The following is a 26,174-nucleotide window of genomic DNA, read 5'->3' as shown; positions in this document are numbered from 1 at the left end:
CGACCCCGGCATCACTTCATGTCCGAGCATTCGACGTCCGACATCAGTTCCCCGGAACCGCTCGTCCCCCGCAAGCGGCCCACCCAGGAACGGAGCAGGCGCACCTTCGAGTCGATCCTCACCGCGGCCCGCGAGGTGCTCATCGACGTCGGCTTCGAATCGCTGACATGCGAGCAGATCGCCGCACGCGCCGAACTGCCGATCGGCACCATCTACCAGTATTTCGCGAACAAGTACGTGGTGGTCTGCGAACTGGACCGCAACGATTCGAGCGCGGTGCGCGACGAACTCACCTCGTTCGCCTCGGAGATCCCGTCACTCAAGTGGCCGGAGCTGCTGGAGAAGTTCCTCGACCACCTCGCCGAACTGTGGCGCACCGATCCCTCGCGCCGCGCGGTGTGGCTGGCCGTGCAGTCGACCCCCGCGACGCGCGCGACGGCCTCGATCAACGAAGGGATCCTCGCCGACCAGGTCGCGCGGATCCTGGCGCCGTTGACGCCGGATCAGCGCGACCGTCGGGCGATGATGGCCCAGGTGCTGGTCCACACCGCGTACTCGCTGCTGAGCTTCTCGGTCCAGGACGGTCACGATCATGAGATGACCGTGTACGAACTCAAGCGGATGCTCGGCGGCTATCTCATGCTCGAAGAGGTCTCCGGCCGGAGCTAGCTCTCGCTTCGATCCTCGAGGATCGCCACGGCGGCGGCCATGTCGCCGTCGTGGGTGAGCGATACGTGGATCGACAGTCCCGCGAGTGCCTGGGCGATGTCGCCGTGCAGCCGGATCCGCGGGCGTCCGTGAGCGTCCGACTGCACCTCGACGTCGTTGACCGCGGACTCCGGAAGGAGCGGCGCCAAGCCGAACCGGCTCGACGACCACGCCTTCACGACCGCCTCCCTCGCAGCCCAGCGGGCCGCGAGGTGACGCGCCTCGTCGCCGGTGCGCTCGGCCGCATCCCGCCGCTCCCCCACGCTGAAGTGAGCGCCGAACGAGGAGCCCGGAGTGCGGAGTTGCTCGGCGAACTCCGGCACCGACACCATGTCGATGCCGACCCCGACGATGCTCACCGGGCGAGACCGTCCACGGCGTAAGCGCCCTCGTCACCGAGGCGGACCTCCGGATCGAGCAGGAGCCCGGCTTCGGTCTCGTGCTCGTCGCCGTCGCCGAGGCGGCGGTCGGCGGGACGCTGGTACATCGCATCGCCGCCGCACATCGCCTGCAGCAGACGCTGACGGCCGTCGCGCAGACGCCGGGCGCTCTGCTCGCGGTACGTCGCCCGCTCGGACTCGTCGAGAGTGGCGACGAACGCCTCCGGATGCACCACCGCGATGAGACCCGAGACGTGACCGAAGCCCAGCGAGGTCAGCAGTCCGGCCTTGAGCGGGAAGCGTCCGCCCATGCGGAGGGTCTCGCGCGGCCACACCAGGTGCGGGTACTCTCGCATCTTCTCGTCGACGCAGTCCAGGCTGCGGTTCGGCGGGATGACGCCGTCGCGGAGCACCTGGCACAGGCCGATCAGCTGGAAGGCGGCCGCACCGCCCTTCGCGTGACCGGTCAGCGACTTCTGCGAGACGACGAACAGCGGCGCGCCGGTGTTGCGGCCGATCGCCTCGGCCAGACGCTCATGGAGTTCGGACTCGTTCGGATCGTTGGCGCGGGTGGAGGTGTCGTGCTTGGACACCACGGCCACGTCGTCCGGGCTCACCCCCAGGGCTGACAGCGCGGACGCCAACGGCGAGGCCTTCTCGCCGCGGGCCGCGCCGAGCGCCCCCAGTCCCGGCGCCGGGATGGAGGTGTGGACCCCGTCGCCGAAGCTCTGCGCCCAGGCCACCACGCCGAGGACCGGCAGTCCCAGCTGAGCTGCCACATCGCCGCGCGCCAGCAGCACCGTGCCGCCGCCGGCCGACTCGACGAAGCCGCCGCGCCTGCGGTCATTGGCTCGGGAGAACCGTCGGTCGTCGATGCCCTTGGCGGTCATCTTGGCCGAGTCGGCGGTCGCCGACATGTCACCGAATCCGACGATGCCCTCGATGCCGAGGTCGTCGAATCCGCCGGCGACCGAGAAGAGTGCCTTCCCGAGGCGGATCTTGTCGACGCCCTCCTCCACCGAGACGGCGGCGGTGGCGCACGCGGCGACCGGGTGGATCATCGCGCCGTAGCTGCCGATGTACGACTGCACGACGTGCGCGGCGACCACGTTGGGCAACGCCTCCTGCAGGATGTCGTTGGCCTTCGACTCCCCGAGCAGGGTGTCGACGTACAGCGACCGCATCGACGTCATGCCGCCCATGCCCGTGCCCTGAGTGTTGGCGACCAGACCCGGGTGCACCCAGCGCATCAGCTCCGACGGCGAGAAGCCGGCGGTGACGAAGGCGTCGACGGTCGCGACCAGGTTCCACAGGGCGACGCGGTCGACCGACTCGGCCATGTCCGGAGAGACGCCCCAGCGGACCGGATCGAAACCGGTCGGGATCTGGCCGCCGACGGTGCGCGACAGGCTCGCACGGCGCGGGACGCGGATCTCGGTGCCCGCCAGGCGGGTGACCGTCCAGTCGCCGGTCTCGGCGTTGGGTGCGATCCGGGTGCGTTCGGGGTCGGCCGAGACGAACTCGCGGGCCGCGGCCTCGTTCGGGACGGTGAAGGTCAGATCCTGGTCGAGGAACACCGACTCCAGCAGCGGCGAGGTGTTGTCGACCATCGCCCCCTCGTCGGCGTAGCGGCGGATGCCGCACCGTTCGACGACGGCGTCGTGATAGCGCTCGGCGATCTCCGACTCGGCGACCGGCTCACCGGACTCGACGTCGTACCAGCCGGCCTTCGGGGTCTCCTCCCACGTCACCAGACCCGTGGTCCACGCGAGTTCGAGGACGCCTGCGGCCGAGAGCTTCTCGTCCACCTCCATCTCGAATCGGGTGCGTGCCGAGCCGTAGGGGCCGACCTCGCCTGCGCCGACGATGACCACCAGATCCTCGGGGCGCGAATCGAGTTCGGGCCACGCGTGCTCGATCGGGACGTCGGCGCGGGCCGGCGCGGGAAGCGCCGCCACCGTGACGCCCGCGGTGCTCGCAGCGCCGTTCTCGTCACCGCCGTTATCCTCAGGGCCGTCCTCGGTCTGTGCCTCGGCGGCAGCAGCCGCCAGGGCCCGCAGATCGATCTTCTCCGGGTCGAGCCCGGCCGTCAGATCGGCGATCAGCGGCTCGGCGACCGCGCTCTCACGCGCCTGCTCCGAGCACAGTTCGACGAGGGCCGCGGCCATCTCGGGCGTGCTCCAGGTCTTGACGCCCGCGGCTTCGACGGCCTCGACGAGTCCGTCGTTGTGGCCCATCAGTCCGGTGCCGCGCACCCAGCCGATGAGGGCGTGCGCGAGGGTGGTCCGCTTGTTCCAGGACTCCTCGGCGCCCCACCGGGTGACGAGCGCGTCGAGCGCGGCCTTGGCCTCGCCGTAGGCGCCGTCCCCGCCGAACATGCCGCGGTTCGGCGATCCCGGCAGCACCACGTGCAGGCGGGCGTCGATGTCGTGGTCGGCTCCGATGGCCGACAGACCGGCGATCAGCCGTTCCACCGACCACAGCAGCACCTTCATCTCCAGTTCGGCGCGCGAACCGGCGTCGGTGAGATCGCCCGCCACCCGCGGCGCGGCGAACGGGAACAGCAGCGTCGGGCGCATCACCGGCTTGACGACGGCAGTGCTGGCACCGAGGTTCTCGGTCTGTTCGGAGCCGAGCCACTCGATCAGTCCGTCCACATCGCCGTACGACGCGAGGTTGGCCGGCACCACCCACAGCGCGGCGTCGTGCCGTGCGTGAGTGCGGTAGAGCTCCTTGTAGAAGTCCATCCGGTCGCTGTTGAGGCGCGAGGTGGTCGCGACCACCGTCGCGCCGCCGGCGAGCAGCTCGCCGACCACGGCCGCGGCGATCGATCCCTTCGACGCACCGGTGACGACGGCGATGTCGTCGGCGAACCGGCCGGGCTCGGGCAGCTGGGCCGCGTGGGCGATGGCACCGTACACATCGGCGTGCTCGCTGTATCCGAGGGCCAGGGCCTTGCCCTGCCACCAGGTGGCGTGCTCGGCGACCTGGTCGCCCGCACCGGTCATCGCCTCGGCCAGCTCGTGATGACGTCCGTGGACGTCCTCCTCGGAGTCCAGCCACAGGCGGGCGAGATCCTCGCGGGCGGTGGCCCAGCGGTCGTCGAGCAGCACCGCGCGCTCGGCGTCGAACGCCGGGGCGACGGTCCGCTGCCAGTCGGAGCCGAGCTCGCTGCTGACCAGGTCGGCCAGCTCAGCGGTGGGGTCGGTCTCGGCCTGCGAGGCGTCGACCACATCGGTCAGCCCCAGCTGATCGAGGATCGTGTGCGCGGTGCGCGCCAGGACGCCGCTCGGGCCGGTGATCTGCTCGGTGAATTCGCCGAGCGCCGCCGCGTCGACCGTCCCGCCGGAAGCCGAGGCCGCGGCGGGCAGTTCCACGGCGATGCCGCGGGCCTGGCCGACGCTGCGGACCGCGCGGTCGATCAGCGCGTCGAAGTCGGCGGCCGAGCCGACCGCGCCGTCGAGCAGATCGCCCAAGTCGCCGCCCCGGACGCTGACGCCCTCGCGGGAGCCGAGGGCCACGGCCACCAGCGTGTGCCGACCCCAGCCCTCCCCCAGCTGCCAGGCGTTGGTCACGCGATCGGTGATGTACGAGGCGCGCTTGCCGATGGGACCGGCGATCTTGCGGATCTGGTCGCCGACGGCGTCGGTGAGCACGTCGCCGAGCGGCTTGTAACCGCGGGCCAGGGTGCTGACCGTGGACGCGAGCGCCCCCATGTCGGCCTCGGCTGCACCGTCGATTGCTCCGAGTCCGAGCTCGGTGCCGATGTCGAGCAGCAGCTGGTTGCGCCGGGACGACACGCCGTCGCACAGCGATTCGATGGTGTCGGCCGGGCCGATCTGCGCCGGCGTCATCTTGGTCCACAGGGCGATCACCGCGCGCACCGCGTCGGCCGGGCCGAACGCGATGTCGTCCGGTCGGGGCCCGGCGGCAGCCGCCGGAGCCGGAGCGGGAGCCGACGGTGCCGGAGCCGCGGCGGCAGCAGTCTCCGCCGGCGCCTCCTGCACCACGTCGTCCTCGACCGGCTCGGGTGCGGAGTCCTCCGCGCGCAGCACCGCTGCGTCGGACTCGGCGTTGAGCACCTCGGCGGCGGCTGCCGCGTAGTCGGGCAGCTTCAGGGTGTTGCGGGCCAGGCCGGAGAGCGTCGGGGCGTTCTTGACGCCCACTTCGACGAACCGGTCGATGCCCAGGCCGCCGTCGGCAGCCGGTGTGAACAGCAGATCCTGCGTCTCGATCCAGCGGACCGGGCTGGCGAACTGCCAGGCCAACAGCTCGATCAGGATGACGCGCGTCAGCTCGGAGGGCCGTGCGGCCCACGAGTCCCACTCGGCGAGCACCGCGTCGAGCGGATCGGACGGCACCAGTCCGGCGATCTCGGTGACGAACTCGCGGCTCAGGTTGAACAGTCGAGGCACCAGGTTCGGAATGTAGCGGCCGACGAGGATGTCGGGATCGATGTCGGCGGGCAGGAGTTCCTCGAGCTTGCCGCGGAACTCGGGCACGCCGGCGCGGAGCACCGTGGAGTGGAATGGCACGTCGATGCCGGGCACCAGGATGAAGGCGCGCTTGCCTCCGAACTCCTCGACGCGGCGGACGATCTCGGCCTCCAGCCGCTCCAGTCCGCGGACGGTACCGGCGATCGCGTACTGCGAACCGAGCAGGTTGAGGTTCACCACCTCGAGGTACTCGTCCACCTCGCGGCCGACGGACGCGACGAACTCCTCGACGTCGGCGTCCTTGAGACCGAACTGGCTGGGCCGGATGGCGGCCATGCGGTAGTCGGAACGGCCCTGCTCGTCGCGCGGAACCAGGTGGTGCATCGCGGAACCGCGCTGGAACACCACCTCGAGCACCGCCTCGAGCGGAAGCACGCCGGCGCAGGCGGCGAGCGCGTTGTACTCGCCCACCGAGTGACCGCAGGTGATGGATCCCTCGACGAAGGCCCCGGCTTCACGGAGCTCGGCGATCTGCGCGACACCGAGCGTCGCCATCGCGACCTGGGTGAACTGCGTCAGGAAGAGCACGCCGTCGGGGTGGTGGTACGTGGTGCCCTTCGCCACCAGAGTGGTCGGGTTGTCGCGCACCACTGCGAGGATCGAGAAGCCGAGCGCCTCGCGGGTGTGCTTGTCCGCGCGGTCCCAGACCTCGCGGGCGGCCGCCGAGCGCGAGCGTGCCTCCAGGCCCATGCCCTTGTGCTGAATGCCCTGGCCCGGGAAGGCGTACACCGTGCGCGGGGCGTCCAGCAGCGCGGTCGCCGCCATCACCAGTTCGCCGTCGACCTTGGCGGTCAGTTCGACGGTCTCCCGACCGGCATCCATGCCGACGCGGTCGATGCGGATGTCGACGGTGTCGCCGAGCCGGACCATGCCGAGGTAGCGGGCGGTCCAGCCACGGATGGCGCGCGGAGCGGGAACCGGGTTCTCCCGGTCGCCCGCCGCCAGCACCTGCTGGGCCGCGGCCGAGAGCCACATACCGTGGACGATCGGATCGCCCAAGCCGGCCAGCCGGGCCGCCAACGCGTCGGTGTGGATGGGGTTGCGGTCTCCGGAGACCACGGCGAATCCGTTCATGCGGGCCGGTGCGGTCAGCGAGGCCGAGCGGAGGAATTTCCGCGTTCCCGGCTGCTCACCGGCGGCCGCGCCGCCCGCGCGGACCGGGTCGGGCAACGCGGCCGAACCGATCCGGCCGCGGATGGCGAAGCGCTCACGCAGCACCGCGATCGGAGAGTCGGCGGCGGCGGCGACCTCGACATGCACCTCGACCACTCGGCCGACGCCGGTGTCGGAGACGCCGATGAGGCGGGCGGTCACCGTCAGCTCGGTGTCGACCGCGGGGATCTCACCGGTGAGCTCGACCGCGTGGTCGAGGTGGACCAAGTCCAGCAGACCCTCGACCACGGGATGGCCCGCGTCGGTCCGGGCGGCGCCGATGACGCTGAAGACGCTGGGCCAGCAGGCGACGACGAGGGTGTCGGGCACGGCAAAACCGTTCGGGGCCACCGGCGTGGTCGGGGTCAGCGGGCCGGGCAGGCTCGACGCGGTCGCTCCGCTGTGGTCGGCGACCGAGTCAGCCTTCCAGGCGACCGTCGACGTGACGACGCCGTCGACCGAGTCGAGCAGCGAGCCGCCGGCCGCGACGGTCAGGAGTTCGGTCATCGCGTCGGCTGCGCCGGCCGTGGTGATCCGAGGGCTGCCGCCGTCGGTCGCCCGGAGGTCGCCGGTGAACGGAATGCGCAGAATCGAGCCCGACACCGGGACCACCAGGTCGAGCCGGATCTCATCGTCGGCCGTCTCGGCATCGGGGACGAAGGCGACCATCGCGCCGCTGGGGTGTTCGGCGTACTCGCCGTCGTAGAGCTTCCAGGCGTCGCGGTCGCCGAGCAGAGCGATCGGGTTGCGGACCTGTCGGCCGGCCCACAGCACGTCCTCCGCTTCGATGAGAACGCTGAGCGGTCCCGACTCCGGGACGATGTCGCGGTGACGGCGGGCCGCGACCACCCGTGCCTGCTCACCGGCGGCCCGCAGGTCGGCGGTGACCTGCGCCTCGAAGCGGTTCAGCAGTTCGCCGACCGGCTCGTCGACGCGGGTGATGCCCGCGACGGCGACGGTGCCCGGGATGATGCAGACCTGGTCGGCCGAGTAGCGGGCGTCGTGCGCCTGCCACAGCGAGTCGCTGCGGTACCAGCGACGGACGTCCTTGTCGATCACCGGAACGAAGTTCACGGGCTTGCCGGGCGTACGGCACAGCTCGAGGAAGAACGCGACGTCGGCCGGGTGGAGGATGTCGGAGTCGATGGCCGGGTACAGTTCGGCCAGCTCGGCGATCGCCTCGTGCGGGTTCGGGACATCGCCGGCGAAGGCGGAGACGAACTCACCCGAATCGAGCTCGTTCATGCGCGCCTCGGTGCGCCGCAGCATGTCGGAGAAACGCTGCTCCCAGGTGATGTCGGCCCACTCGAGGGGCGCCTGCGCGCTGCCCACGGCGAGTTCGGCGTAGCGGTCGAGCCACTCGCGGTACGTCATCGTCGCGACGTCGCCGAAGTACGGCTTCGCGGTCGCGGCGAGGGCCTCGATGATCTCGTCGCGGCGTTCCGCGACGGCGGCGGCGTCGCCGGCCACCTCGTCGAGCAGGCGGCCGGTGCGCGAGGCGGAGTTGTCGATCTCGTGGATGTCGGCACCCAGCTGGCTGCGGCCAGAGGCCATGCCCGCCTCCGCGTGACCGGCACCGATCCAGGTGTCGCAGCCCTGGGTCTCGACGAGGAGCTGCTTCACCTCGGGCGCGGTGGTGGCCTCGAGGGTCGCCATCGCCGCGGTGCCGACCAGAATGCCGTCGAGCGGCATCGCCGGGTAGCCGTGCGCTGTGGCCCACGCGCCGGTCAGGTACTCGCTGGCACGCTCGGGCGTGCCGATGCCACCGCCGACGCAGAGCACGATGTTGGGACGGTCGCGCAGTTCGGCGTAGGTCGCCAGCAGCAGGTCGTCGAGGTCCTCCCAGGAGTGGTGACCGCCTGCGCGTCCGCCTTCCACCTGGACGATCACCGGGAAGTGCGGCACCTGCAACGCGATGCGGACCACCTGACGGATCTGGTCGACGGTGCCGGGCTTGAACGCGACGTAGTGCAGGCCGGCCTCGGTGAACTCGTGGACCAGGTCGACGGCCTCATCCAGTTCGGGGATGCCCGCGGTGACGATCACGCCGTCGAAGGGCGCTCCCTTGGCACGTGCCTTCTGGACCAGCTTGTTGCCGCCCAGCTGCAGCTTCCACAGGTACGGATCGAGGAACAACGAGTTGAACTGGACCTGGCGGCCGGGTTCGAGCAATTCCTGCAGCCGCGCGAGGTTGCCCTCGAAGATCTCCTCGGTCACCTGACCGCCGCCCGCGAGCTCGGCCCAGTGGCCGGCGTTGGCGGCCGCGGCCACGATGGCGGGGTCGACAGTGGTCGGGGTCATGCCCGCGAGCAGCATCGGCGAGCGGCCGGTGAGACGGGTGAACGCGGTGTCGACCACGGTGCGACCGTCGGGCAGGTTCACCAGGCGCGGCGCGAACACCGACCACGGCCGCGAGACCTCCGGAGCCGAGCCGGGGACGAAGAGGTTGCGCTGACCGCCGCGGGTGGCCGCGGCGATCACGCCGACGCCCTGCCCGCGCAGGTTCGGCGCCGACAGCCGCGACGCGAGATCGGCGGGTCCGAAGTCGATCACCCAGCGAGCGCCGGAGTCGACGGTGTCGCCCACCAGCTCCACCCAGTTCACCGGGTCGACGAGCACGGCCGCGGCGTGCCTGCGGACCAGCTCGGTGTCCAGACCGCAACGCTGAGCCCAGTCGACGGCCAGTTCCACCGCCGGTGCGAGATCAGGGTGATGGAAGGGGACGGTGACGTTGAGGTCCTCGATGACCGGCGAGAAGGGCGTGCCGCCGGTGACCTTGCGCTTGCGTTCGTCGGCCTCGGCGGCCGCGCGGAGCTCGGCGAGCGCACTGAACGCCGCGAGATGGCGCGGCGAGCCCGTCAGCACCACGGTGCGCCGGGAGTTCACGATCGCGACGGTCGGCAGTCCCGTGGCGTCGGCGGGCTGTCCCGCGACGTACTCGGCGAGCAGTTCGTCGATCTGCGCGGGGCTCACGCCGGCGACGGAGATCATGGGGGCGGCCTCGTGGGTGCCGAGCAGACCCGTCCGGCGGGACACGACGGTGGCCGCCGCGCCGATCAGCTGAGCGATCGCCAGCAGGTCGGACTCCGCGACTGCCGGCAGCTGGCCGTCGGCGGCCACGGCCTCGGTGGCGAGGATCCCCTGCGAGTGGCCGATGACGGCGCTCGGCGGAAGAACCGTGGTGTCCAGCCCCTGCTTGCCGAGGTTCGACACGGCCGCGAGCTGGGTGAGCAGGATCCCGGGCAGCGAGACGAGCGCGTCGGCCAGTTCGGTCTCACTGGAAACCGGCAGTTCCTCGTCGTGCGCGCGGATCCAGGTGAGGGGCTCGAAGCGGTCGGCGCCGGCGGCGGCGAGCTCGTCGGCGACCGGCTCGAGGACCTCGCGCGCGTCGTCGGCGATTCCGGCGATCGTCTCGCCGAGATCGGCGTCGTTCACCAGTTCGGTGAGCGTCGGCAGCCACGCGCCGCCCTGTCCTCCGAAGCAGATCGCATAGCTCTCGCCTGCGGCGAGACGGTCGAGCAGACTTCCGGAATCGATTCTGTCGGTGTGCTGGCCGGTGCGGTGCTGGTCGAGGGTCACAAGCTCTCCTGTCGATGCGTCACGTCGGACATGGCCCGTCGCTGGAACGTGGCCAATCGTCGCACAGAAACATGAGGCATCCCTCATGTTTGTTGGCGACCGACAGGTATACCCGCTGGTAGACCGGCGGGTAACCGCCTCGGCCAGCGTCGAAGGAATTTTCGTGACCGTTATCACATTCGGGTCCGGGCTCCGCGTGTCATCCCGATGATCGACTCATTCTTCGCGCAGGTCACTCATCGCTGTAAGTTCCGTTGCAGGGAAATTCGCGACAGCCGTCCAGATCCGCTGGAGGGGCCTGCTGCGGGGAGAAAATCAGGAGGATCCCACTTCATGAAACGTTCGAAGCGATTCGCGCTTGCCTCGGCGGCAGCCGTCGTCACCGCCGCCGTCGCGCTGACGGGATGCTCCAGCAGCGACAGCGGCGACACCGACTCGACGACCACGTCCGACTCGGCCGCCACCACCTCACTCGATGCGGCCGCCGACACCGCCGCCGCCCTGACCGGTGCGAAGGTCGACATCGAGGTGGAGGGCTCGCTGCAGGGCCTCAACGCCTCCGAGGTCGAGGCGTCCATCGGAACCAAGCCGAAGATGGTCGGCGAAGGCACCGCGACACTCGACATGGGCGGCAAGTCCGTCGAGGCGCCGTTCGTATACGTCGACGACCACATGTACGCAGACGTCGACGACAAGGGGTACATCGACTACGGCAGCGGCCGGTCGATCTACGACGTCTCCAAGATCCTCGACGTCAACGAGGGCGTGCCGCACGTCCTGCGCAGCATTCAGGGAGCGAAGGAGGAGGGCAGCGAGACCGTCGACGGTGTCGAGGCCACCAAGATCACCGGAACCCTCCCGGCCAAGGATCTCGCGGGCCTGACGGGAACCTCACCTCAGGCCAAGGGCCTCGACGGCGACATCCCGGTGACCGTCTGGGTCACCAAGGACGGCAAGAACAACGTCGTGCGCGTCGCCTCCGAACCCGCCAAGGGTGCCTCGATGACCGTCACTCTGAGCGACTGGGGCAAGACCGTCACCGTCACGAAGCCGGCCGACGTCAAGTCGCCGAGTGCCAAGCCGTCTCACGCACCGAAGTCCGGTGAACCGACCCGCAGCCCGGTCGGCTGATCGCCGCCGATCCAGAGAAGAGAAGACCATGAAGACTCGTCCGATCAGCCTGCGCAAGCGCCTGGCCACCGCGGCACTCGTGACCGCCGGTGTCGGTGCGGCGCTCACCGTTCCCGCCGCGATCACGCCGGCCCCGGCCCACGCGGCCAACTACTACGGCGCCATCGCGCTCTCACCCAGCACCGGAGCCACCGGTCGCGCCATCGACTATCCCGACTGGTCGAGCGCGTCCAACGCGGCCCTGTCGTGGTGCGGCTACAGCGACTGCCAGGTGGTGGTGCAGATGCGCAATGCCTGCGGCGCGATCTCCAAAAGCAGTTCGTACTGGGGTTACGCGTGGGGCGCTGACCTCTACACCGCGGAGTCGAACGCCCTGTACTACTCGGGCGGCGGATACATCCACGACTGGGCCTGCACCTCGGGACACCAGTAGCCGAAGCAAGCGCGAGCGCCGGGACACCCTCATCGGAGGTCCCGGCGCTCGTGTCGTTGCGGGCGGTTACGCTCGGGTGCCATGACCGACTGCGTCTTCTGCGGCATCGTCTCCGGCGTCTCCCCCGCCCACGTCGTGTACTCCGACGACGACGTGATCGCCTTCCTCGACCTCTCACCGATCACGCGGGGACACACCCTGGTGGTCCCGCGAAAGCACTCGTCCGGTCTCGCCGATCTCGATCCGGAGATCGGCGGAAAGATGTTCGGCGCGGGTCAGCGGATCGCCGGTGCGATGCGGTCGAGCGCGATCGGCGCCGACGGAGTGAATCTCGCGATGAACGACGGCCGTGCCGCGTCCCAGACCGTCTTCCACTCGCACCTGCACGTGGTGCCCAGGCATGCGGGCGACAAGCTGACCTTCGCTAAGGGGTTCCTGACGCGTCGTGCCGGCGACTTGGAGTCGACCGCCGCGGTGTTGCGATCGGCGCTGGAGTCGCAGTCGTGACCAGGACTGTCACTCCCGAATCGCTGGCGCAGGCAGCCGCACTGATCGCCGCCGCGGACCATGTCTGTGTCTTCTCCGGCGCGGGGATGTCGGCCGAGAGCGGGATTCCGACCTTCCGCGACGCTCTGACCGGACTGTGGGAGAACTACGATCCCGCCGATCTCGCCACGCCCGAGGCGTGGCGGCGCGACTCCGACCTCGTGTGGGGCTGGTATCGGGACCGCGCGGCGCGTCTTGGCGAGGTGGAGCCGAACGCCGGGCACCACGCGGTGGCCGAGCTCGGCCGGAAGAAGGAGTCCGCGGGCGGTCGTGTCAGCGTCATCACGCAGAATGTCGACGATCTCCACGAGCGAGCTGGGTCGACGGTCGACGCTCATCTGCACGGCAGTCTCAAGGCTCCGCGCTGCGAGGCCTGCCCGCATCGCGCGGATCCGGACGTCGCACTCGAGTCGGTGCGCCCCCGATGCCCCGAGTGCGGCGCGAGTCTGCGCCCCGGCGTCGTGTGGTTCGGCGAATCGCTTCCGAACCTCGATTGGCTGACAGCGTCGCAGACGGTCGTGGCCTGCGATCTGCTGATCATCGTCGGCACCAGCGGGGTGGTCCACCCCGCCGCGGGACTGCCGATGCTCGCCGCCGAGGCGGGCACGCCGATCATCGAGGTGAATCCCGAACCGTCCGCGCTCACCCCTCTGGCGACCCTGTACCTTCCGACGACCGCCGCCGCGACGCTGCCGCTGATCCTCTGACGGCGTCGGGTGTCGCCTCGTTGAGCGATTCCCCGACCCCGCTGGTTGAGCGAGCGGAGCAACACCCCGCTGATTGAGCGTCCCCAGCGACATCCCGCTGGTTGAGCGAGCGGAGCGAGTCGAAACCAACCCGCCAACCCGAGAACCTCAGCCGACGATCATCAGCAGCGGCGCGACCAGACCCATTCCCGCGAACCAGCCGGGCTGCTTCTGCTCGAGCGTCTGAGGGGGAAGGCTACTCGCAAAGCCCCATGGGACAGAGCAGCCGCACAAGATTGACCGCTCACGTCCCGCACCTGTGAGAACAGGCATCCCGGGTCGTGAGCGGTCAATCTCATGCGGCAGTGCGCCGTGAGCCTAGCGGCTGTCGCGACCGCGGCCGGCGACGCGGGCCGGTCGCTTGCCGAACTTGTCGCCGCCCTTGCGGTAACCGCCCTTGCGGCCGCGGTCTTCGTATCCGCGCGCCGATCCGCGAGCGCCTCCCCGACCGCGCGGCGGACCCATGTCCGGGCGCAGGTCGATCGGATGCTTGCCGATCTTGGTGTGCTTGAGCATCCCGAGCGTCTCGGCGTCGAGATCGTTGGGGAGTTCCACGAGGCTGAAGTCGTCGCGGATGCTGATGTTGCCGAAGTCACCGCGAGTGAGGCCGCCCTCGTTGGCGATCGCGCCGACGATCGCGCCCGGCGACACCTTGTGCTTGCGGCCGACGGCGATGCGGTACGTGGCGAAATGACCGCCGCCGCGCGGTGCACGGTCACGCCGGTCCCCGCGATCGCCCCGCTCACCCTTGGGCGGATCGGGAGCCATCAGGAAGCCGCCGTCGCGGGTCTCCAGGGCCAGCGCCGCGGCGATGTCAGCCATCGCGACGTCGTTCTCGCGGGCGTAGTTCTCCACCAGCCCGCGGAACAGATCCAGATTGTCGGAGGCGAGGTTCTCGGTGATCGAATCGGCGAACTTGGCGACGCGCTGGGCGTTCACGTCGTCGACGCTCGGCAGATCGATCTCTTCGAGATCCTGCCGCGTGTGGCGCTCGATCGACCGCAGCAGATGACGTTCGCGAGGCGAGACGAAGAGCAGCGCGGTGCCCGACCGCCCGGCCCGGCCGGTACGCCCGATGCGGTGCACGTACGACTCGACGTCGTGCGGGATGTCGTAGTTCACCACATGCGAGATGCGGTCGACGTCCAGTCCTCGAGCGGCCACGTCGGTGGCCACGAGGATGTCGAGCGAACCGTCCTTGAGCTGATTGATGGTGCGCTCACGCTGGGCCTGGACCATGTCGCCGTTGATCGCCATCGCGCTCAGGCCGCGGGCGCGCAGCTTCTCAGCGAGCTCCTCGGTGGCCGACTTGGTCCGGACGAAGACGATCATGCCGTCGAACGGCTCCACTTCGAGCACCCGCGTGAGGGCGTCGAGCTTGCGCTGGTGCGATACCTGCAGGTACTTCTGCGTGATGTTCTGCGCGGTCGCCGTCTTGTTCTTGACGGTGACTTCCTGCGGGTTGTTCAGGTACTTGCGCGCCAGGCGGCCGATGGCGGCCGGCATGGTCGCGGAGAACAGCGCGACCTGCTTCTGATCCGGGGTGTCGGCGAGGATTCGCTCGACGTCCTCGGCGAAGCCCATCGTCAGCATCTCGTCGGCCTCGTCGAGCACGAGGAACTCGAGCTGCGACAGGTCGAGGGTGCCCTTGTCGAGATGATCGATCACGCGGCCCGGCGTGCCGACGATCACCTGGGCTCCGCGGCGCAGGCCGGACAGCTGGATCCCGTAGCTCTGGCCGCCATAGATCGGCAGCACCTTGACCTCGGGAAGGTACGTCGAATAGCTGCCGAAGGCCTCGGCCACCTGCAGCGCCAGTTCGCGCGTGGGCGCGAGCACGAGGGCCTGCGGCTTGCGGGCCGAGGTGTCGAGTCGGGTGAGGATCGGCAGTGCGAAGGCAGCGGTCTTGCCGGTGCCGGTCTGCGCCAGTCCGACGACGTCGCGTCCCTCCATCAACGGAGGGATGGTCGCCGCCTGGATCGGCGACGGCGTCTCGTAGCCGACGTCGTCGAGCGCCTTGAGCACGCCGGGGTCGATGCCGAGGTCACCGAAGGCGGTGGACTTCTCGGCCGCGGGCGCGGTAGAGCTGGTGTTCTCGGATTCGCTCATCGGCGAACATTCGTAGTCATCGGGTGTAGATAATACCCCGCCGACACCCTGTGACGCCCCTCACTGAGATGTGCGGTACGGTTCCATCACTTGGATCGCGTTAGACAGATCAAGCAATTCGTATCACAAGGGGACGTCACCATGCAGGAGTTCACTGCTCCATCCATCACGACAGTTGATGAGAACGCCACCACGATCACTGCTCTGCAGCGCTACCGGAAGGACCGCCCGACTCTGCCGCTGTTCCGCAGGCGCGCGGACTCCGGGCAGTGGATCACCGTCACCGCCGGCGCTTTCGCCGACGACGTCGACGCCGTCGCGAAGGGCCTGATCGCCGCCGGCGTGAGCCGTGGCGACCGCGTCGCGCTACTGTCTTCCACCCGGTTCGAGTGGAGCCTGATCGACTACGCGATCTGGCGCGCGGGTGCCACCACCGTCGCGATCTACGAGACCTCGTCCCCCGACCAGGTGGAGTGGATCCTCACCGATTCGGGCGCATCGATACTGATCGTGGAGACCGCGGCCAACCGGTCGACCCACCAGGAGGTGATCGCGACGGCGCCCGAGCTTCGCGAGACCTTCGTCATCGACGACGGCGCGATCAACGCGCTCCGCAAGCGCGGCGCCGACCTCCCCGACTCGGTGCTCGACGAGCGGGAATCGCAGGCCCGGGCCTCCGACGCCGCCACGTTGATCTACACCTCCGGGACCACGGGCCGGCCGAAGGGCGTCGTCTTGACGCACGACAACTTCCTCGCCGAGTGCGCGGCGACCGCCGAGGCCGTCGGCACCGGCCTCGAGGAGGGGAAGTCGACGCTGCTGTTCCTGCCCCTCGCACACGTCTTCGCACGGGTCGTCGCCGTGGGCTGCGTGGAGAACGCCGTGGTACTGGGCCACACCAACGACATTCCGAATCTGATCGCCGACCTGGCCGTATTCAAGCCGAACTACGTGCTGTCGGTCCCGCGCGTCTTCGAGAAGGTGTACAACACCGCCGAGCAGAAGGCGATCGACGGAGGCAAGGGCAAGATCTTCGCGAAGGCCGTCGACACGGCGATCGAGTACAGCCGGGCGGTCGAATCCGGCGACGCGGGCGTCCTGCTCAAGGTGAAGCACGCGGTCTTCGACAAGCTGGTGTACGGAAAGCTGCGCGCCGCGCTCGGCGGCAACTGCGAGGGCGCCATCTCCGGCGGCGCCCCGCTCGGTGAGCGGCTGGGCCATTTCTTCCGCGGCGCCGGGGTGCCCGTGTACGAGGGCTACGGCCTCTCCGAGACCACCGCCGCGGTCACCGCCAACAACGAGGAGCACAGCCGCATCGGTTCGGTGGGGCGTCCGGTGCCCGGCGTCACGGTGAAGATCGCCGACGACGGCGAGATCCTGCTCAAGGGGCCGATGGTCTTCTCCGGCTACTGGCGCAACGAGCAGGCGACGGCCGACGCGATCCGCGACGGTTGGTTCCACACCGGCGACATCGGCCGCCTCGAGGACGGCTACCTGTTCATCACCGGGCGCAAGAAGGAACTGATCGTCACGGCAGGCGGCAAGAACGTCTCGCCCGCCCAGCTGGAGGACACCATCCGGGCGCACCCGCTGGTGAGCCAGTGCCTCGTCGTGGGCGATCAGAAGCCGTTCATCGCCGCACTCGTGACCCTCGATCCCGAAGCGGTCCCCGGATGGCTCGAGCGCAAGGGGCTGCCCGCGTCGACGCCGTTGTCGGAGCTGATCCGGAATCCGGAGCTGCGCGCCGAGATCGACGCGGCGATCGCCGGCGCGAACAAGACCGTGTCCAAGGCCGAGGCCATCAAGAAGTACGAGATCCTCGAGACCGACTTCACGATCGAGACCGGTGAGCTGACGCCCACGCTCAAGCTGAAGCGGAACGTGATCCACCAGTCGTACCAGGAGGCGATCGCCGACCTGTACAGCTGAGCGGCACGTCTCGACGTCGACTCCCGCGGCGGCGCACCGGCATCGATGCCGGTGCGCCGCCGTTCGTCGCGGGGACCTGCGCGGACTGCGCGCTTCGCCCGGTCTTACGCTGGCGGTGCCGCAGCGCTGCGGCCGCGAGTGGGCAGGTGCCCGGAACGGAGTACGACGAGATGAACAGGCCCGATAAGTGCGTCCCCGGGTCACTCGGTGAACAGACGCTGAGCGTTCACGGCGGCAATCACGCCTCCGGCACGGGCACCGACGGCGACGGCGCGGCGATTCGCGTGCCGATCATCATGGCGAACTCCTACAACCTGCCGCCCGATCCGTCGACCATGGACTGGTCGAACCCCGAGCACCTCACCTACACCCGCAACACCGGGATCAATCAGATCGCGCTGCAGGACAAGCTCTGCGCGCTCGAGCACGGTGAGGACGCCGTCGTCCTCGCCTCCGGCGTCGCCGGACTGCACGCGGTGTTCTTCGGGCATGTCAACGCGGGCGATCACGTCGTCGTCTCCGACACCACCTACGAGGCGACCTACAAGCTCTGGACGTCGCTGCTGCCTCGCAAGTACGGGATCGAGGCCACGTTCGTCGACATCACCGACCACGACGCCGTGATCGCAGCGATCCGTCCCGAGACCAAACTCATCACCACGGAGGTGATCGCGAACCCCACCACCAAGGTCGCCGACATCGCCGCGCTGGCGGAGATCGCGGACGCCCGCGGCATCATCCTGATGGTCGACTCCACGTTCACTCCCCCGCCGCTGTACCGCCCGCTCGACGACGGCGCCGGCCTGGTGGTGCATTCGCTCACCAAGTACATCAACGGCCACGGCGACGCGATGGGCGGCGCGGTGATCGGGCGTGCCGATCTCGTGGAACCGATCCGGTCGGAGGCGATGGTGGACGTCGGCGGCGTGATCTCGCCCTTCAACGCCTGGCTCATCATGCGCGGCTCGGTGACACTGCCGCTGCGCCTGCGGCAGCATCAGGAGTCGGCGCTGGAGCTCGCCCGGTTCCTGGAGGCCGACGAGCGCATCGCCTACGTGGCCTATCCCGGTCTGGAGAGCCACCCGCAGCACGAGCTGGCCAAGCGTCAGTTCGGGGCGGGTGACCGCGGCATCGGCGGTTTCGGCGGCATCATGTCGTTCGCGCTGAAAGGCGATCCGGACCTGCAGAACCGCTTCGTGAACGACCTGAAGGTCGTGACGTCGGCGGTCTCCGTCGGCCACGACGAGTCGCTGATCGTGCACGTGGGCACCAGCGGACCGCGCGTCGCCGCCTACCCGGAGGGCTTCCGCGAGTACGGGCACCTGCGATTCTCGGTCGGCCTCGAGGACGTTGCCGATCTGAAGGCCGACCTCGCGGCCGCCCTCGACTCGGCCGCGGGCTAACCTCGCGCCCGGTCCTCGGCCACTCGCCGCACCACGCTCTCGTCGATCTCGAACCCGAAGGCCTCTGGTGCGCGGGTCGCGGCCAGCACGCACAGGCCGTGCACGGCGGCCCAGCACGACATGGCGCGCAGTTCGTCGCCGGTCGCCTCGACCAGGGCCGAGAACCAGCCGCCCGTGGTCTCGCGGAGGCGGCCGCCGGCCGAGTCGAGCAGGTCGTGCCGGAAGATCAGCGTGAACATGCCCGGCCGGGCGCGCGCGAACCGCCAATAGGCGACGGCGCCGTCGCCGATGCCGTTCGCGATGGCGGGTGCGAGAGCGGCGTTGAGATCGGCCACGCCTTCGGCGGCGATCGCCGCCAGCAGACTCTCGAGCGTCGGGAAGTACCGGCGCGGAGCGCCGTGCGAGACGCCTGCCCGGGCGGCCACCGAACGCACGCCCACCGCACCGAATCCCGCGGTGTCGACGAGGTCGACCCCCGCGGCGACCAGCCGTGCGCGCGTACTCGGATCGTCAACCACGTTGACAGTGTCTACGGCCGCCCCCCACACTGTCCAGTAGACACTGTCTACGAAAGGCCTCCCGTGCTGTATCCGCTCTGCAAACACGTTCTGATCGGCCCCGCACTCCGGCTCTGGGTGCCGATCACCGTCGACGGCGCCGACCGCGTTCCCACCAGTGGCCCGGTCATCGTGGCGGCCAACCACCTGGCGGAGATCGACTCCCTGGTCCTCCCGCTGGCCATACCCCGCCGACTCTCGTTCTTCGCCAAGGCGGAGTACTTCCGGGGTTCCGGAGTCCGCGGCGCGGTCAGTCGTGCGTTCTTCCGCGGAACCGGTCAGATCCCGGTCGACCGGTCGGGCGACGACGCCGCGCTCGAGGCTGCGGCGCAGTTGCTCGCCCGGGGCGGAGCGTGGGGCATCTACCCGGAGGGCACGCGCTCGCCCGACGGGCGTTTGCACCGCGGACACACCGGGATGATGCGAGTCGCGGCGCGAGTCCCGGGCACCGTCATCGTCCCCGTTCTGCTCTCGGGAACACGCGAGGTGAATCCGCCCGGCACCCGGCGGATCGGTCGCGGACCGGTGCGAATCCGCATCGGCGACCCGATGCCGGCCGATGAGTTGCTCGGCGCCTCACACGACGTCCGCGGCGCCACCGACGCCGTCATGGCCGCGATCGCCGCACTCGGCTCCGTCGCCTGCGTCGACGAGTACGCGCGGCCCTACCATTGACGGATGCTGTCGTCTCTCGCGTCGTTCACTCTCGCGTCGACGCTCCTGGTACTGCTGCCCGGCCCCGACTCCCTCGTGGTGATGCGCGGATTGGCCCGCGGCGGCAGGGCCGGCGGGGTCCGGACGTCGCTGGGCGTGATGACCGGACTGCTGGTCTGGATCCTCGCCGCCGTCCTCGGTCTCTCGGCGATTCTGCAGATGAGTGAGATCGGTTACGAGGTGCTCAAGATCGTCGGCGGCTGCTACCTGGTGCTGCTCGGCGTCCAGACACTGCGCTCGATCCGGTCCCTGCGCGGCGGGCCGTCGGCCGATGAGGCGCCGTCGTCGCGCCGGGCGGGCTTCCTCACCGGATTCACGACCGACATCCTCAATCCGAAGATCGGCATCATGTTCATCACGCTGCTGCCGGGCTTCGTTCCGGACGGTGCGCCCGTCGCATGGACGACGCTCGGCTTCGGTCTGGTCTATCTGGCGCTCACCGGCGTCTACTTCGCCGTGCTCATCGTCGCCGCCGACCGGATCGGCGCCTGGATGCGTGCGCCCCGCATTCGGCGCCGCATCGATCTGGTGGCCGGTCTCGCGCTCGTCGGTTTCGGGCTGAGGCTGGCGACGGAGTAGCCGGGGCGTCGTTCCGCTACCAGCCCGACGTTCAGTCGGCCCGGTAGAGGATCCCGCGCCCGATGGCTTCGCGGATCGCCGGCATCGCCGCCGCGGCGAGCGCGTCGGCGTCCACGCCGTGGAAGTCGGCCAGCAGTGAGATCAGCGCGGCCAGCGGCACCTGGCCGCGACAGCCGGCGAGAAGCGACGTCAGCACCTCGTCCACCGGAAGCACCGCTCCCGGACCGCCGGGGCGGGTCACCGAGGCGCTCACCTGCTGCCAGCCGTCGTCGCCGGGGAGCGCCTGGGTCTCCAGAAACACCGGTGAGGTGCTGAGCCGGGAGGCCAGCAGGTCGGCGTCGGAGTTCTCACGCAGGAAGTCGCGCCGCGCCCAGAAGGCCTGCGCTTCGAAGCCGGTGACCTCCTGGCCGGCGGCGGTGATCTCTTCGATCACCACATCGGCCGGACGATCCTCGACGGGTCGGCGGAAGGTGATCGAACCCATGCCGACGGCGACGATCCCCTCGGACTCGAACCAGTCGAGCCACCGCGCACCCCGCTCGGCCGCGTCGACCACCGACTCCCCCGCATCCGAGACCCAGAGCGAGACATAGCTGATGGGATCGGCCAGTTCCCGCTGGACCACCCAGGCGTCCAGACCGCTCGCCTGCACCCACTCCCGGACCCGGTCGTCCCATGCGTCGAGGTCGCGCACCTCCCAGTTCGCCAGGATCTGCGCGATGCCGCCCGGATTCAGATGTTCGCCGATCCGCTCGATGAGGCTTCGGCTGATGCCGTCTCCGGCCATCCCGGAGTCGCGGTAGATGTAGTCCTGCGCACCGCTGCCGACGACGAACGGCGGATTGGACACGATCAGGTCGAATCTCTCGCCCGCCACCGGCTCGAACAGGCTGCCCTCCCGCAGGTCCCAGTCCAGTCCGTTCAGCCGCGCCGTCGCCGCCGCAAGTGCCAGCGCCCGCGCGTTGGTGTCGGTGGCGACGATCGTCTCGCAGTGCGACGACATGTGCAGCGCCTGTACGCCGCATCCGGTTCCGAGATCGAGAGCCCGCGCGAACGGCGTGCGGATCACCGCCTGCGCCAATGACATCGACGCCCCGCCGATGCCGAGCACGTGGTCGTGGGCCACGGCGCCGGGACGCATCGAGGCGTCCTGATCGGCGACCACGAGCCGGTCGGCGTCGTCGCTGCCGTGCGGCCGGATGTCGAGGACGGCGCGCACACCGCCGTCCGCGGGCTCGATCACCTGCTGGTCGACGAGGGCGACAAGTCCGACGCCGGGCAGTGCGGCGGCGACGTCGTCGGCCGGTTCCGTGGAGCCGAGCAGGAACAGCCGGATCAGAGTCGCGAGCGGCGCGCGGTCGGGGGCCGCGCGCCGCGTCTGACGCAGAGCGGGCCACCACACACCGCTCACCAGCGCTTGGCCGGCCTCCTCGCCGAGGAGGTCGGCGATTCCGTCGGAGGTGTAACCGGCGGCGCGCAGGTCCGCCCCGAGGGCGTCGACGATGTCCGGAGCGTCCAGAGGGTAGCGAATCACCGCACGAGCGTACCGGTACAGTTGCACTGCACGCGCGAGTGGCGGAATTGGCAGACGCGCTGGATTTAGGTTCCAGTACCCACTAGTGGTGTGAGGGTTCAAGTCCCTTCTCGCGCACCAGAACGTTCTTACTCGAACCGACACGGAACATGTCGGCGAGCCGGAACCGATGGTTCAACCCAGACTCCCCGGAATCTCCGGGGAGTCTTTGGTTTTTCAGCACGTTAGAGACGCGCAGCGCCTCGACGTCACGGGCCTCTGCGTCGACGCCTTGCCAGCGTGTGAACGCATGTGCTGCGTCGCGCAGCTCGTGGATCGCTGGCGTGAGTTCGTCGGTGACGACACCGCTGTCGTCGAGCCAGAGCTTGCTGAAGCTGGCGGTGTTGAGGTCGCGTCGCCCATCCTCGGGGGCACGCAGGTAGAGCGCCTGCGGGTCGTCGAGCAGGTCGAGGTATTGCTGGAGCTTGCGGGCGCCGAGTTCGAGTTGGTCGCCGGTGTCGTCGAGGCCTTGCTGCGCTCGGGTGCGTTCGACCTGGATCTTGCGCAGCCGTGCGCGGATCTTGTCGGGCGCGAGCTCGCCGTCCGAGGCGAGATCGATCAGTCGCTCCTCTTGCTGGGCGAGCTTGTCGAGCTTCTTGCGGTACGCGGCATACAGGTCACGGACACGAGCCTGCGCATCTGCCATCGCGACGTCGATGGCCTCGCGGATGTAGTCCAGGAACTTTGGAGGTAGGCCGAGCTTGGCGTAGTGGTCGAGGACGTACCACTCGACATCGAGCACTGGCAGGTGTGGGAGATCGCATTCACCGCGTTGGCGGGCCAGGCACAGGTAGTAGGCGTAGTTGCCGCCGTTTCCTTTCGCTTCGGTGTAGACCAGCCGGGAGGTGCGGCCGTTGGCGCGGCAGCGTTCGCAGTACAGCAGGCCCTTGAGGTAGTGGTAGAGGACTCGGTCACGTTGCCCTCTGGCGGAGCGGTCTTCGATGACCTTCTGGACGCGCTCGAACAGGTCGGCGGGGATGATCGGCTGGTGTCGGCCCGGGAAGGTTTCGCCCTTGTAGCGGACGATGCCGATGTAATACGGGTCGCTCAGCATCCGGTGCAGGTGAGACCGGGACAGCTCCGTGGCAGCGCTGCGCCCCTGCGGTCGGGACTTGAGACCAAGATCGGCCATGGCCTCTTGGAGGCGGTCGATGGAGTAGTCGCCGGTGGCATACATTTCGAAGGCCTGCTTGATCAGCGGTGCGCGTTCCTCATCAACGGCGATGCCGTTGACCTGCCGCCCGTCGTGCTCGAGACGCACGTTGCGATAGCCGATCGGAGCGCGGCCGTTGGTGCCGCCCATCTGCGCCTTGTGGCGCATCTTGACCTTGATGTCTTCTCCGGACATCCGCACTTGGACTTCGTTGATGATGTCGGTGACCGCTTCCATGGCGTCAGCCATGATGCCCTCGCCGAAGTCTTCCTTGGCGGAGACGAGCTTGACGCCCATCGCTTCGAGTCGTCGCTTGGTGATGACCGCGTCGCCGAGGTTGCGGAAGGCGCGCGAGCGCATGTAGATGATCACCAGCGAGACATCCGGATTCTCGCCGAGGTAGGCGAGCAACTGCTTGAAGACCGGTCGCTTGTCGATGGTCTGTGCCGAGGCACCCGGCTCGACGAACTCCTTCTCGATCAGGGCGCCCATCCGTGCAGCCTTGGCGTTGTTGGCCTCGCGCTGGGTGGCGATCGAGTTGCCTTCGGCGTCGACGTCGGCACCGGTGTCCATCTGTCTCGTGGTCGAGACGCGCAGGTACGAGACGGCGATCTGCGGACCGGTCGTGGTGTGGCTTGTCATGTCCCTGTTCCTCCTTTCTGCCCGAGCTGGGCTAGTTGCTGGTCGCCGGATCGATGTCGTACACGGGTTCCGGTGCGAGTTCGGTCGTGGTCGTGTCCAGTAGGCGTTCGACGTAGTGCTCCAGGCGGGCGACCGCATCCGGTGATAGCTGGCGGATTTTCTCTTCGAGGTCGTCGCCGAGCTGTGACAGCGATGCGGGAGTTTTGTAGCCGGCGGCCGCGTACATGCTGTACAGCGATAGCCCGAGCGGTTCAGCGAGTGCCGCAATATGCGCCGGATTGACCTTCATCACCTGGCCCTTTTCCAGCTTGGAGATCTGTCCCTGCGCGACGCCGGAGGCTTCCGAGAGGGCACGGAACGTGAAGCCCGCATTAAGGCGTGCATCGTGAATGAGGCTGCCGAGAGGATTGTCGGCAGCCGATTGAATTGTATTGCTTGTCATTGTTGGATTCCTCCCATTCATTTCCTATTTTATAGAAATTGTTTCGAAATGGGAATGATGATTGTTCATTCCACATCGAATTAAGGGGAGTCTTCCCTTGTTGGTGTTGAATTGGCGGGAGCCAGCGAGTCCTTGCGGAACTCGGGGCTGGCTCCCGCCGATGATGGACGGCCCGGCGGGCTATCCCTTGGTGCCGCGACCACGGGTGGTCTTCGGCGCTTGCGTTGTGGACGAGCCGAACAGGGCCGAGAGGGCCTGTCGCTGCAGTTCGGCATCCTTCTCAATCTCGGCGCGAAGTTCCTCGGCCTTGGCGGTGATCGCGGGATCGTTGGCCAGGGTGTCGAGGTGCTTCTCGATGGCGGTGCGAATGGTGTCCGTGACCGTCATGCCGCTGAGCTTCGACAGCATGCCGATGCGAGCGTGCAGTTCGTCGTCCAGTCGGACGGCAAGGGTCTTCATGACCGTCTCCTCCTTCCTGAGGGTGTTCGTCCGAACGGTTCCGCGCGGGCGTCGTTCGGCCACTTCCTCGGGGTGGTGCGACCGATGAGGGCGGGATGCCTTCACGATTTCGGCCGCAGGCCCCCGACGAAGGGCCCTCCCGTCTACGGGATGGTGAAGACGTAGACATGACCGTCGGGCGAGCGTTCGAAGTGCACGTCACCGGACAGCTCGGCGTCGCGGGCGAAGCCGGCGTAGTTGATCGCAACGTAGCCGCGTAGCGCATCGGGCACTGCCCGGTCGATTTCGGTTTCAAGCCCGTCGTGCAGCACGTCGCGCGCCCAGTCCTCCGGCGAGTCGTATTCGCCGCCATAGGAGTCGGTGAACGAATCGAGCATGTCGGGATCGGCATCGTGCAGCTGTGCGTAGGCCGCGAACGCCGGACCGTGCTCGGCGATACCGCGCGCCACCCGGGCCACCACGTCGAGCTGCTCGTACTCACCGACCTGGAACGGGCCGAACTCGTCGTAGTCGAAGATGCCGTATTCCTCGGCGTCCGGCTCGTGGCTGCTGGCCAGGATGCGCTGAACGGCGTCGTGCAGCTCCTCGTCGGTGACGGTGGCATCGAGCCAGTCGCCGTGCAGGCGCCCGGCGTTGTAGTCGGCCAGGCTGCCGACCCAGATGCGCGGCTGCAGAGTCGGCTGCTGCTCGCGCTCGGGTTGCTGTGGTTGTTGATCTTTCTCATTCATGGATCACCTCCTTTCGTTTTCGGGTGGCGCGCTCGCCGTCGATGCGGTCGGTGGCCAGCGCGACGTAGGCGGGGTTGAGTTCGATTCCGAGCCAGTCGCGGCCGAGGGTTTCGGCGGCGATGGCGGTGGTGCCGGAGCCGATGAACGGGTCGAGCACCAGGCCCGGTTCGCTCGCCGCGTCGCAGTCGCACATCGCTCGCAGGGCAAGGCGGGTCGCGACTGCGCCGAGTCGCCGCACCGGACGTCTGTAGGCGATCCGACACTGGCTGCAGCATCGTTCGGGGCAGCCGGCCTCGACCATCCGCTGTGCCAGGTTGACCGGGAAGGTCGCGAAATGCGGGCCGCGGTAGCCGCTGACGGCCAGCCGCCAGACGTCGCCGGGGTTCTTGCCGAGCGGATGGCCGAGCAGTCCAGCGGCATGCAGTGCGGCCAGTCCTCGGTCGCCGTCGCTGTTTGGCCCCAGCCAGGCCGGTCGATCCGGCTTCCGCAATGCCGGCCTCGTCGACGCCTTGCGTTTTGGTGGGCGGCTGACGTGCGGCTCACGAATCGCGTCGAGGTCGAAGAAGTAGGTCGACGATCGGGCGAGTATGAAGCGCCCTGGGTTTGTTGGAGGCTCCTGACCTTGGAAACGAGGATGGAGTTATGCCGAAGGAACTGGCGAATGGGAAGCCGACGACTCGTCGCTACTCGGTCGAGGAGAAGGCCGCCGCGGTGC

Annotated in this window: 19 protein-coding genes and 1 tRNA gene; 10 read left to right on the top strand and 10 right to left on the bottom strand. The window is 68.9% G+C overall.

Annotation, left to right across the window (positions count from 1 at the left end; translation table 11 throughout):
* The first annotated feature begins 18 nt into the window (after nucleotides 1-18).
* Nucleotides 19-669 (top strand): TetR/AcrR family transcriptional regulator, encoded by a 651-nt coding sequence (locus ABFX36_RS14885; RefSeq protein WP_006896540.1) that lies wholly within the window; start codon nucleotides 19-21, stop codon nucleotides 667-669.
* Here ABFX36_RS14885 and acpS read toward each other — a convergent pair.
* Together acpS and ABFX36_RS14875 are read right to left on the bottom strand one after the other, a co-directional pair.
* Nucleotides 666-1,067 carry a holo-ACP synthase AcpS gene (gene acpS / locus ABFX36_RS14880; RefSeq protein ID WP_006896539.1) on the bottom strand — a complete coding sequence of 134 codons (402 nt, stop codon included), beginning with the start codon at nucleotides 1,065-1,067 and terminating at the stop codon, nucleotides 666-668. The genes ABFX36_RS14885 and acpS overlap by 4 nt on opposite strands.
* Nucleotides 1,064-10,315: a fatty acid synthase subunit beta domain-containing protein gene (locus ABFX36_RS14875; protein ID WP_346077013.1), complete on the bottom strand. Its 9,252-nt coding sequence runs from the start codon at nucleotides 10,313-10,315 to the stop codon at nucleotides 1,064-1,066. Before ABFX36_RS14875 ends, acpS begins: the two co-directional genes overlap by 4 nt.
* Before the next feature lie 333 nt (nucleotides 10,316-10,648).
* Here ABFX36_RS14875 and ABFX36_RS14870 point away from each other — a divergent pair, with 333 nt between their 5' ends.
* The 4 genes from ABFX36_RS14870 to ABFX36_RS14855 all read left to right on the top strand — a co-directional run bounded on the left by ABFX36_RS14870 (nucleotide 10,649) and on the right by ABFX36_RS14855 (nucleotide 13,132).
* Complete coding sequence (locus ABFX36_RS14870; RefSeq protein ID WP_045536681.1) at nucleotides 10,649-11,446, top strand: SCO4651 family lipoprotein; 798 nt, start codon at nucleotides 10,649-10,651, stop codon at nucleotides 11,444-11,446.
* A gap of 28 nt (nucleotides 11,447-11,474) precedes the next feature.
* Entirely contained in the window at nucleotides 11,475-11,879 is a 405-nt protein-coding gene (locus ABFX36_RS14865) for a DUF4189 domain-containing protein (protein WP_346077011.1), read from the top strand.
* Between the two features lie 81 nt (nucleotides 11,880-11,960).
* Nucleotides 11,961-12,386 carry an HIT family protein gene (locus tag ABFX36_RS14860; protein WP_006896535.1) on the top strand — a complete coding sequence of 142 codons (426 nt, stop codon included), beginning with the start codon at nucleotides 11,961-11,963 and terminating at the stop codon, nucleotides 12,384-12,386.
* Nucleotides 12,383-13,132 carry an SIR2 family NAD-dependent protein deacylase gene (locus ABFX36_RS14855; protein ID WP_346077009.1) on the top strand — a complete coding sequence of 250 codons (750 nt, stop codon included), beginning with the start codon at nucleotides 12,383-12,385 and terminating at the stop codon, nucleotides 13,130-13,132. The genes ABFX36_RS14860 and ABFX36_RS14855 overlap by 4 nt, the downstream gene beginning before the upstream one ends.
* A 357-nt stretch (nucleotides 13,133-13,489) precedes the next feature.
* On the opposite strand, the gene ABFX36_RS14850 is transcribed toward ABFX36_RS14855, so the two are convergent.
* A complete protein-coding gene (locus tag ABFX36_RS14850; RefSeq protein WP_006898244.1) occupies nucleotides 13,490-15,280 on the bottom strand; it encodes a DEAD/DEAH box helicase in 1,791 nt (596 codons plus the stop codon).
* Between the two features lie 141 nt (nucleotides 15,281-15,421).
* Here ABFX36_RS14850 and ABFX36_RS14845 point away from each other — a divergent pair, with 141 nt between their 5' ends.
* Together ABFX36_RS14845 and ABFX36_RS14840 are read left to right on the top strand one after the other, a co-directional pair.
* The gene (locus ABFX36_RS14845; RefSeq protein ID WP_062367946.1) at nucleotides 15,422-17,209 is read left to right on the top strand and encodes an AMP-dependent synthetase/ligase; all 1,788 of its coding nucleotides are present in this window, start codon (nucleotides 15,422-15,424) and stop codon (nucleotides 17,207-17,209) included.
* Between the two features lie 170 nt (nucleotides 17,210-17,379).
* The gene (locus tag ABFX36_RS14840) at nucleotides 17,380-18,612 is read left to right on the top strand and encodes a trans-sulfuration enzyme family protein (RefSeq protein ID WP_346077006.1); all 1,233 of its coding nucleotides are present in this window, start codon (nucleotides 17,380-17,382) and stop codon (nucleotides 18,610-18,612) included.
* Here ABFX36_RS14840 and ABFX36_RS14835 read toward each other — a convergent pair.
* On the bottom strand, nucleotides 18,609-19,130 hold the full coding sequence (locus ABFX36_RS14835) for a TetR/AcrR family transcriptional regulator (RefSeq protein WP_346077004.1): 522 nt from the start codon (nucleotides 19,128-19,130) through the stop codon (nucleotides 18,609-18,611). The two genes, ABFX36_RS14840 and ABFX36_RS14835, sit on opposite strands and share 4 nt — an antisense overlap.
* A gap of 63 nt (nucleotides 19,131-19,193) precedes the next feature.
* Here ABFX36_RS14835 and ABFX36_RS14830 point away from each other — a divergent pair, with 63 nt between their 5' ends.
* Complete coding sequence (locus ABFX36_RS14830) at nucleotides 19,194-19,844, top strand: lysophospholipid acyltransferase family protein (protein ID WP_006898240.1); 651 nt, start codon at nucleotides 19,194-19,196, stop codon at nucleotides 19,842-19,844.
* Between the two features lie 3 nt (nucleotides 19,845-19,847).
* The gene (locus ABFX36_RS14825) at nucleotides 19,848-20,462 is read left to right on the top strand and encodes a LysE family translocator (protein ID WP_346077002.1); all 615 of its coding nucleotides are present in this window, start codon (nucleotides 19,848-19,850) and stop codon (nucleotides 20,460-20,462) included.
* Nucleotides 20,463-20,493: 31 nt separating this feature from the next.
* On the opposite strand, the gene ABFX36_RS14820 is transcribed toward ABFX36_RS14825, so the two are convergent.
* Nucleotides 20,494-21,996, bottom strand: a complete 1,503-nt coding sequence (locus ABFX36_RS14820; RefSeq protein WP_346077000.1) for a DUF7782 domain-containing protein — start codon at nucleotides 21,994-21,996, stop codon at nucleotides 20,494-20,496.
* A 32-nt stretch (nucleotides 21,997-22,028) separates the two neighbouring features.
* Here ABFX36_RS14820 and ABFX36_RS14815 point away from each other — a divergent pair.
* A tRNA-Leu gene (locus ABFX36_RS14815) sits at nucleotides 22,029-22,116 on the top strand.
* Here ABFX36_RS14815 and ABFX36_RS14810 read toward each other — a convergent pair.
* The 5 genes from ABFX36_RS14810 to ABFX36_RS14790 form a co-directional block, all read right to left on the bottom strand.
* On the bottom strand, nucleotides 22,079-23,830 hold the full coding sequence (locus ABFX36_RS14810) for a recombinase family protein (RefSeq protein ID WP_346076998.1): 1,752 nt from the start codon (nucleotides 23,828-23,830) through the stop codon (nucleotides 22,079-22,081). The two genes, ABFX36_RS14815 and ABFX36_RS14810, sit on opposite strands and share 38 nt — an antisense overlap.
* Before the next feature lie 31 nt (nucleotides 23,831-23,861).
* A complete protein-coding gene (locus tag ABFX36_RS14805; RefSeq protein WP_346076996.1) occupies nucleotides 23,862-24,272 on the bottom strand; it encodes a helix-turn-helix domain-containing protein in 411 nt (136 codons plus the stop codon).
* Between the two features lie 180 nt (nucleotides 24,273-24,452).
* The gene (locus ABFX36_RS14800) at nucleotides 24,453-24,731 is read right to left on the bottom strand and encodes a DNA-binding protein (protein WP_005208753.1); all 279 of its coding nucleotides are present in this window, start codon (nucleotides 24,729-24,731) and stop codon (nucleotides 24,453-24,455) included.
* A gap of 143 nt (nucleotides 24,732-24,874) precedes the next feature.
* A complete protein-coding gene (locus ABFX36_RS14795; protein WP_346076994.1) occupies nucleotides 24,875-25,459 on the bottom strand; it encodes an antirestriction protein ArdA in 585 nt (194 codons plus the stop codon).
* The gene (locus ABFX36_RS14790) at nucleotides 25,452-26,048 is read right to left on the bottom strand and encodes a DNA methyltransferase (RefSeq protein ID WP_346077055.1); all 597 of its coding nucleotides are present in this window, start codon (nucleotides 26,046-26,048) and stop codon (nucleotides 25,452-25,454) included. Before ABFX36_RS14790 ends, ABFX36_RS14795 begins: the two co-directional genes overlap by 8 nt.
* Nucleotides 26,049-26,174: the final 126 nt, after the last annotated feature.

The organism is Gordonia cholesterolivorans (assembly GCF_039531975.1).
Classification (GTDB): domain Bacteria; phylum Actinomycetota; class Actinomycetes; order Mycobacteriales; family Mycobacteriaceae; genus Gordonia; species Gordonia sihwensis.
This window is presented reverse-complemented; position numbering and strand designations above follow the sequence as displayed.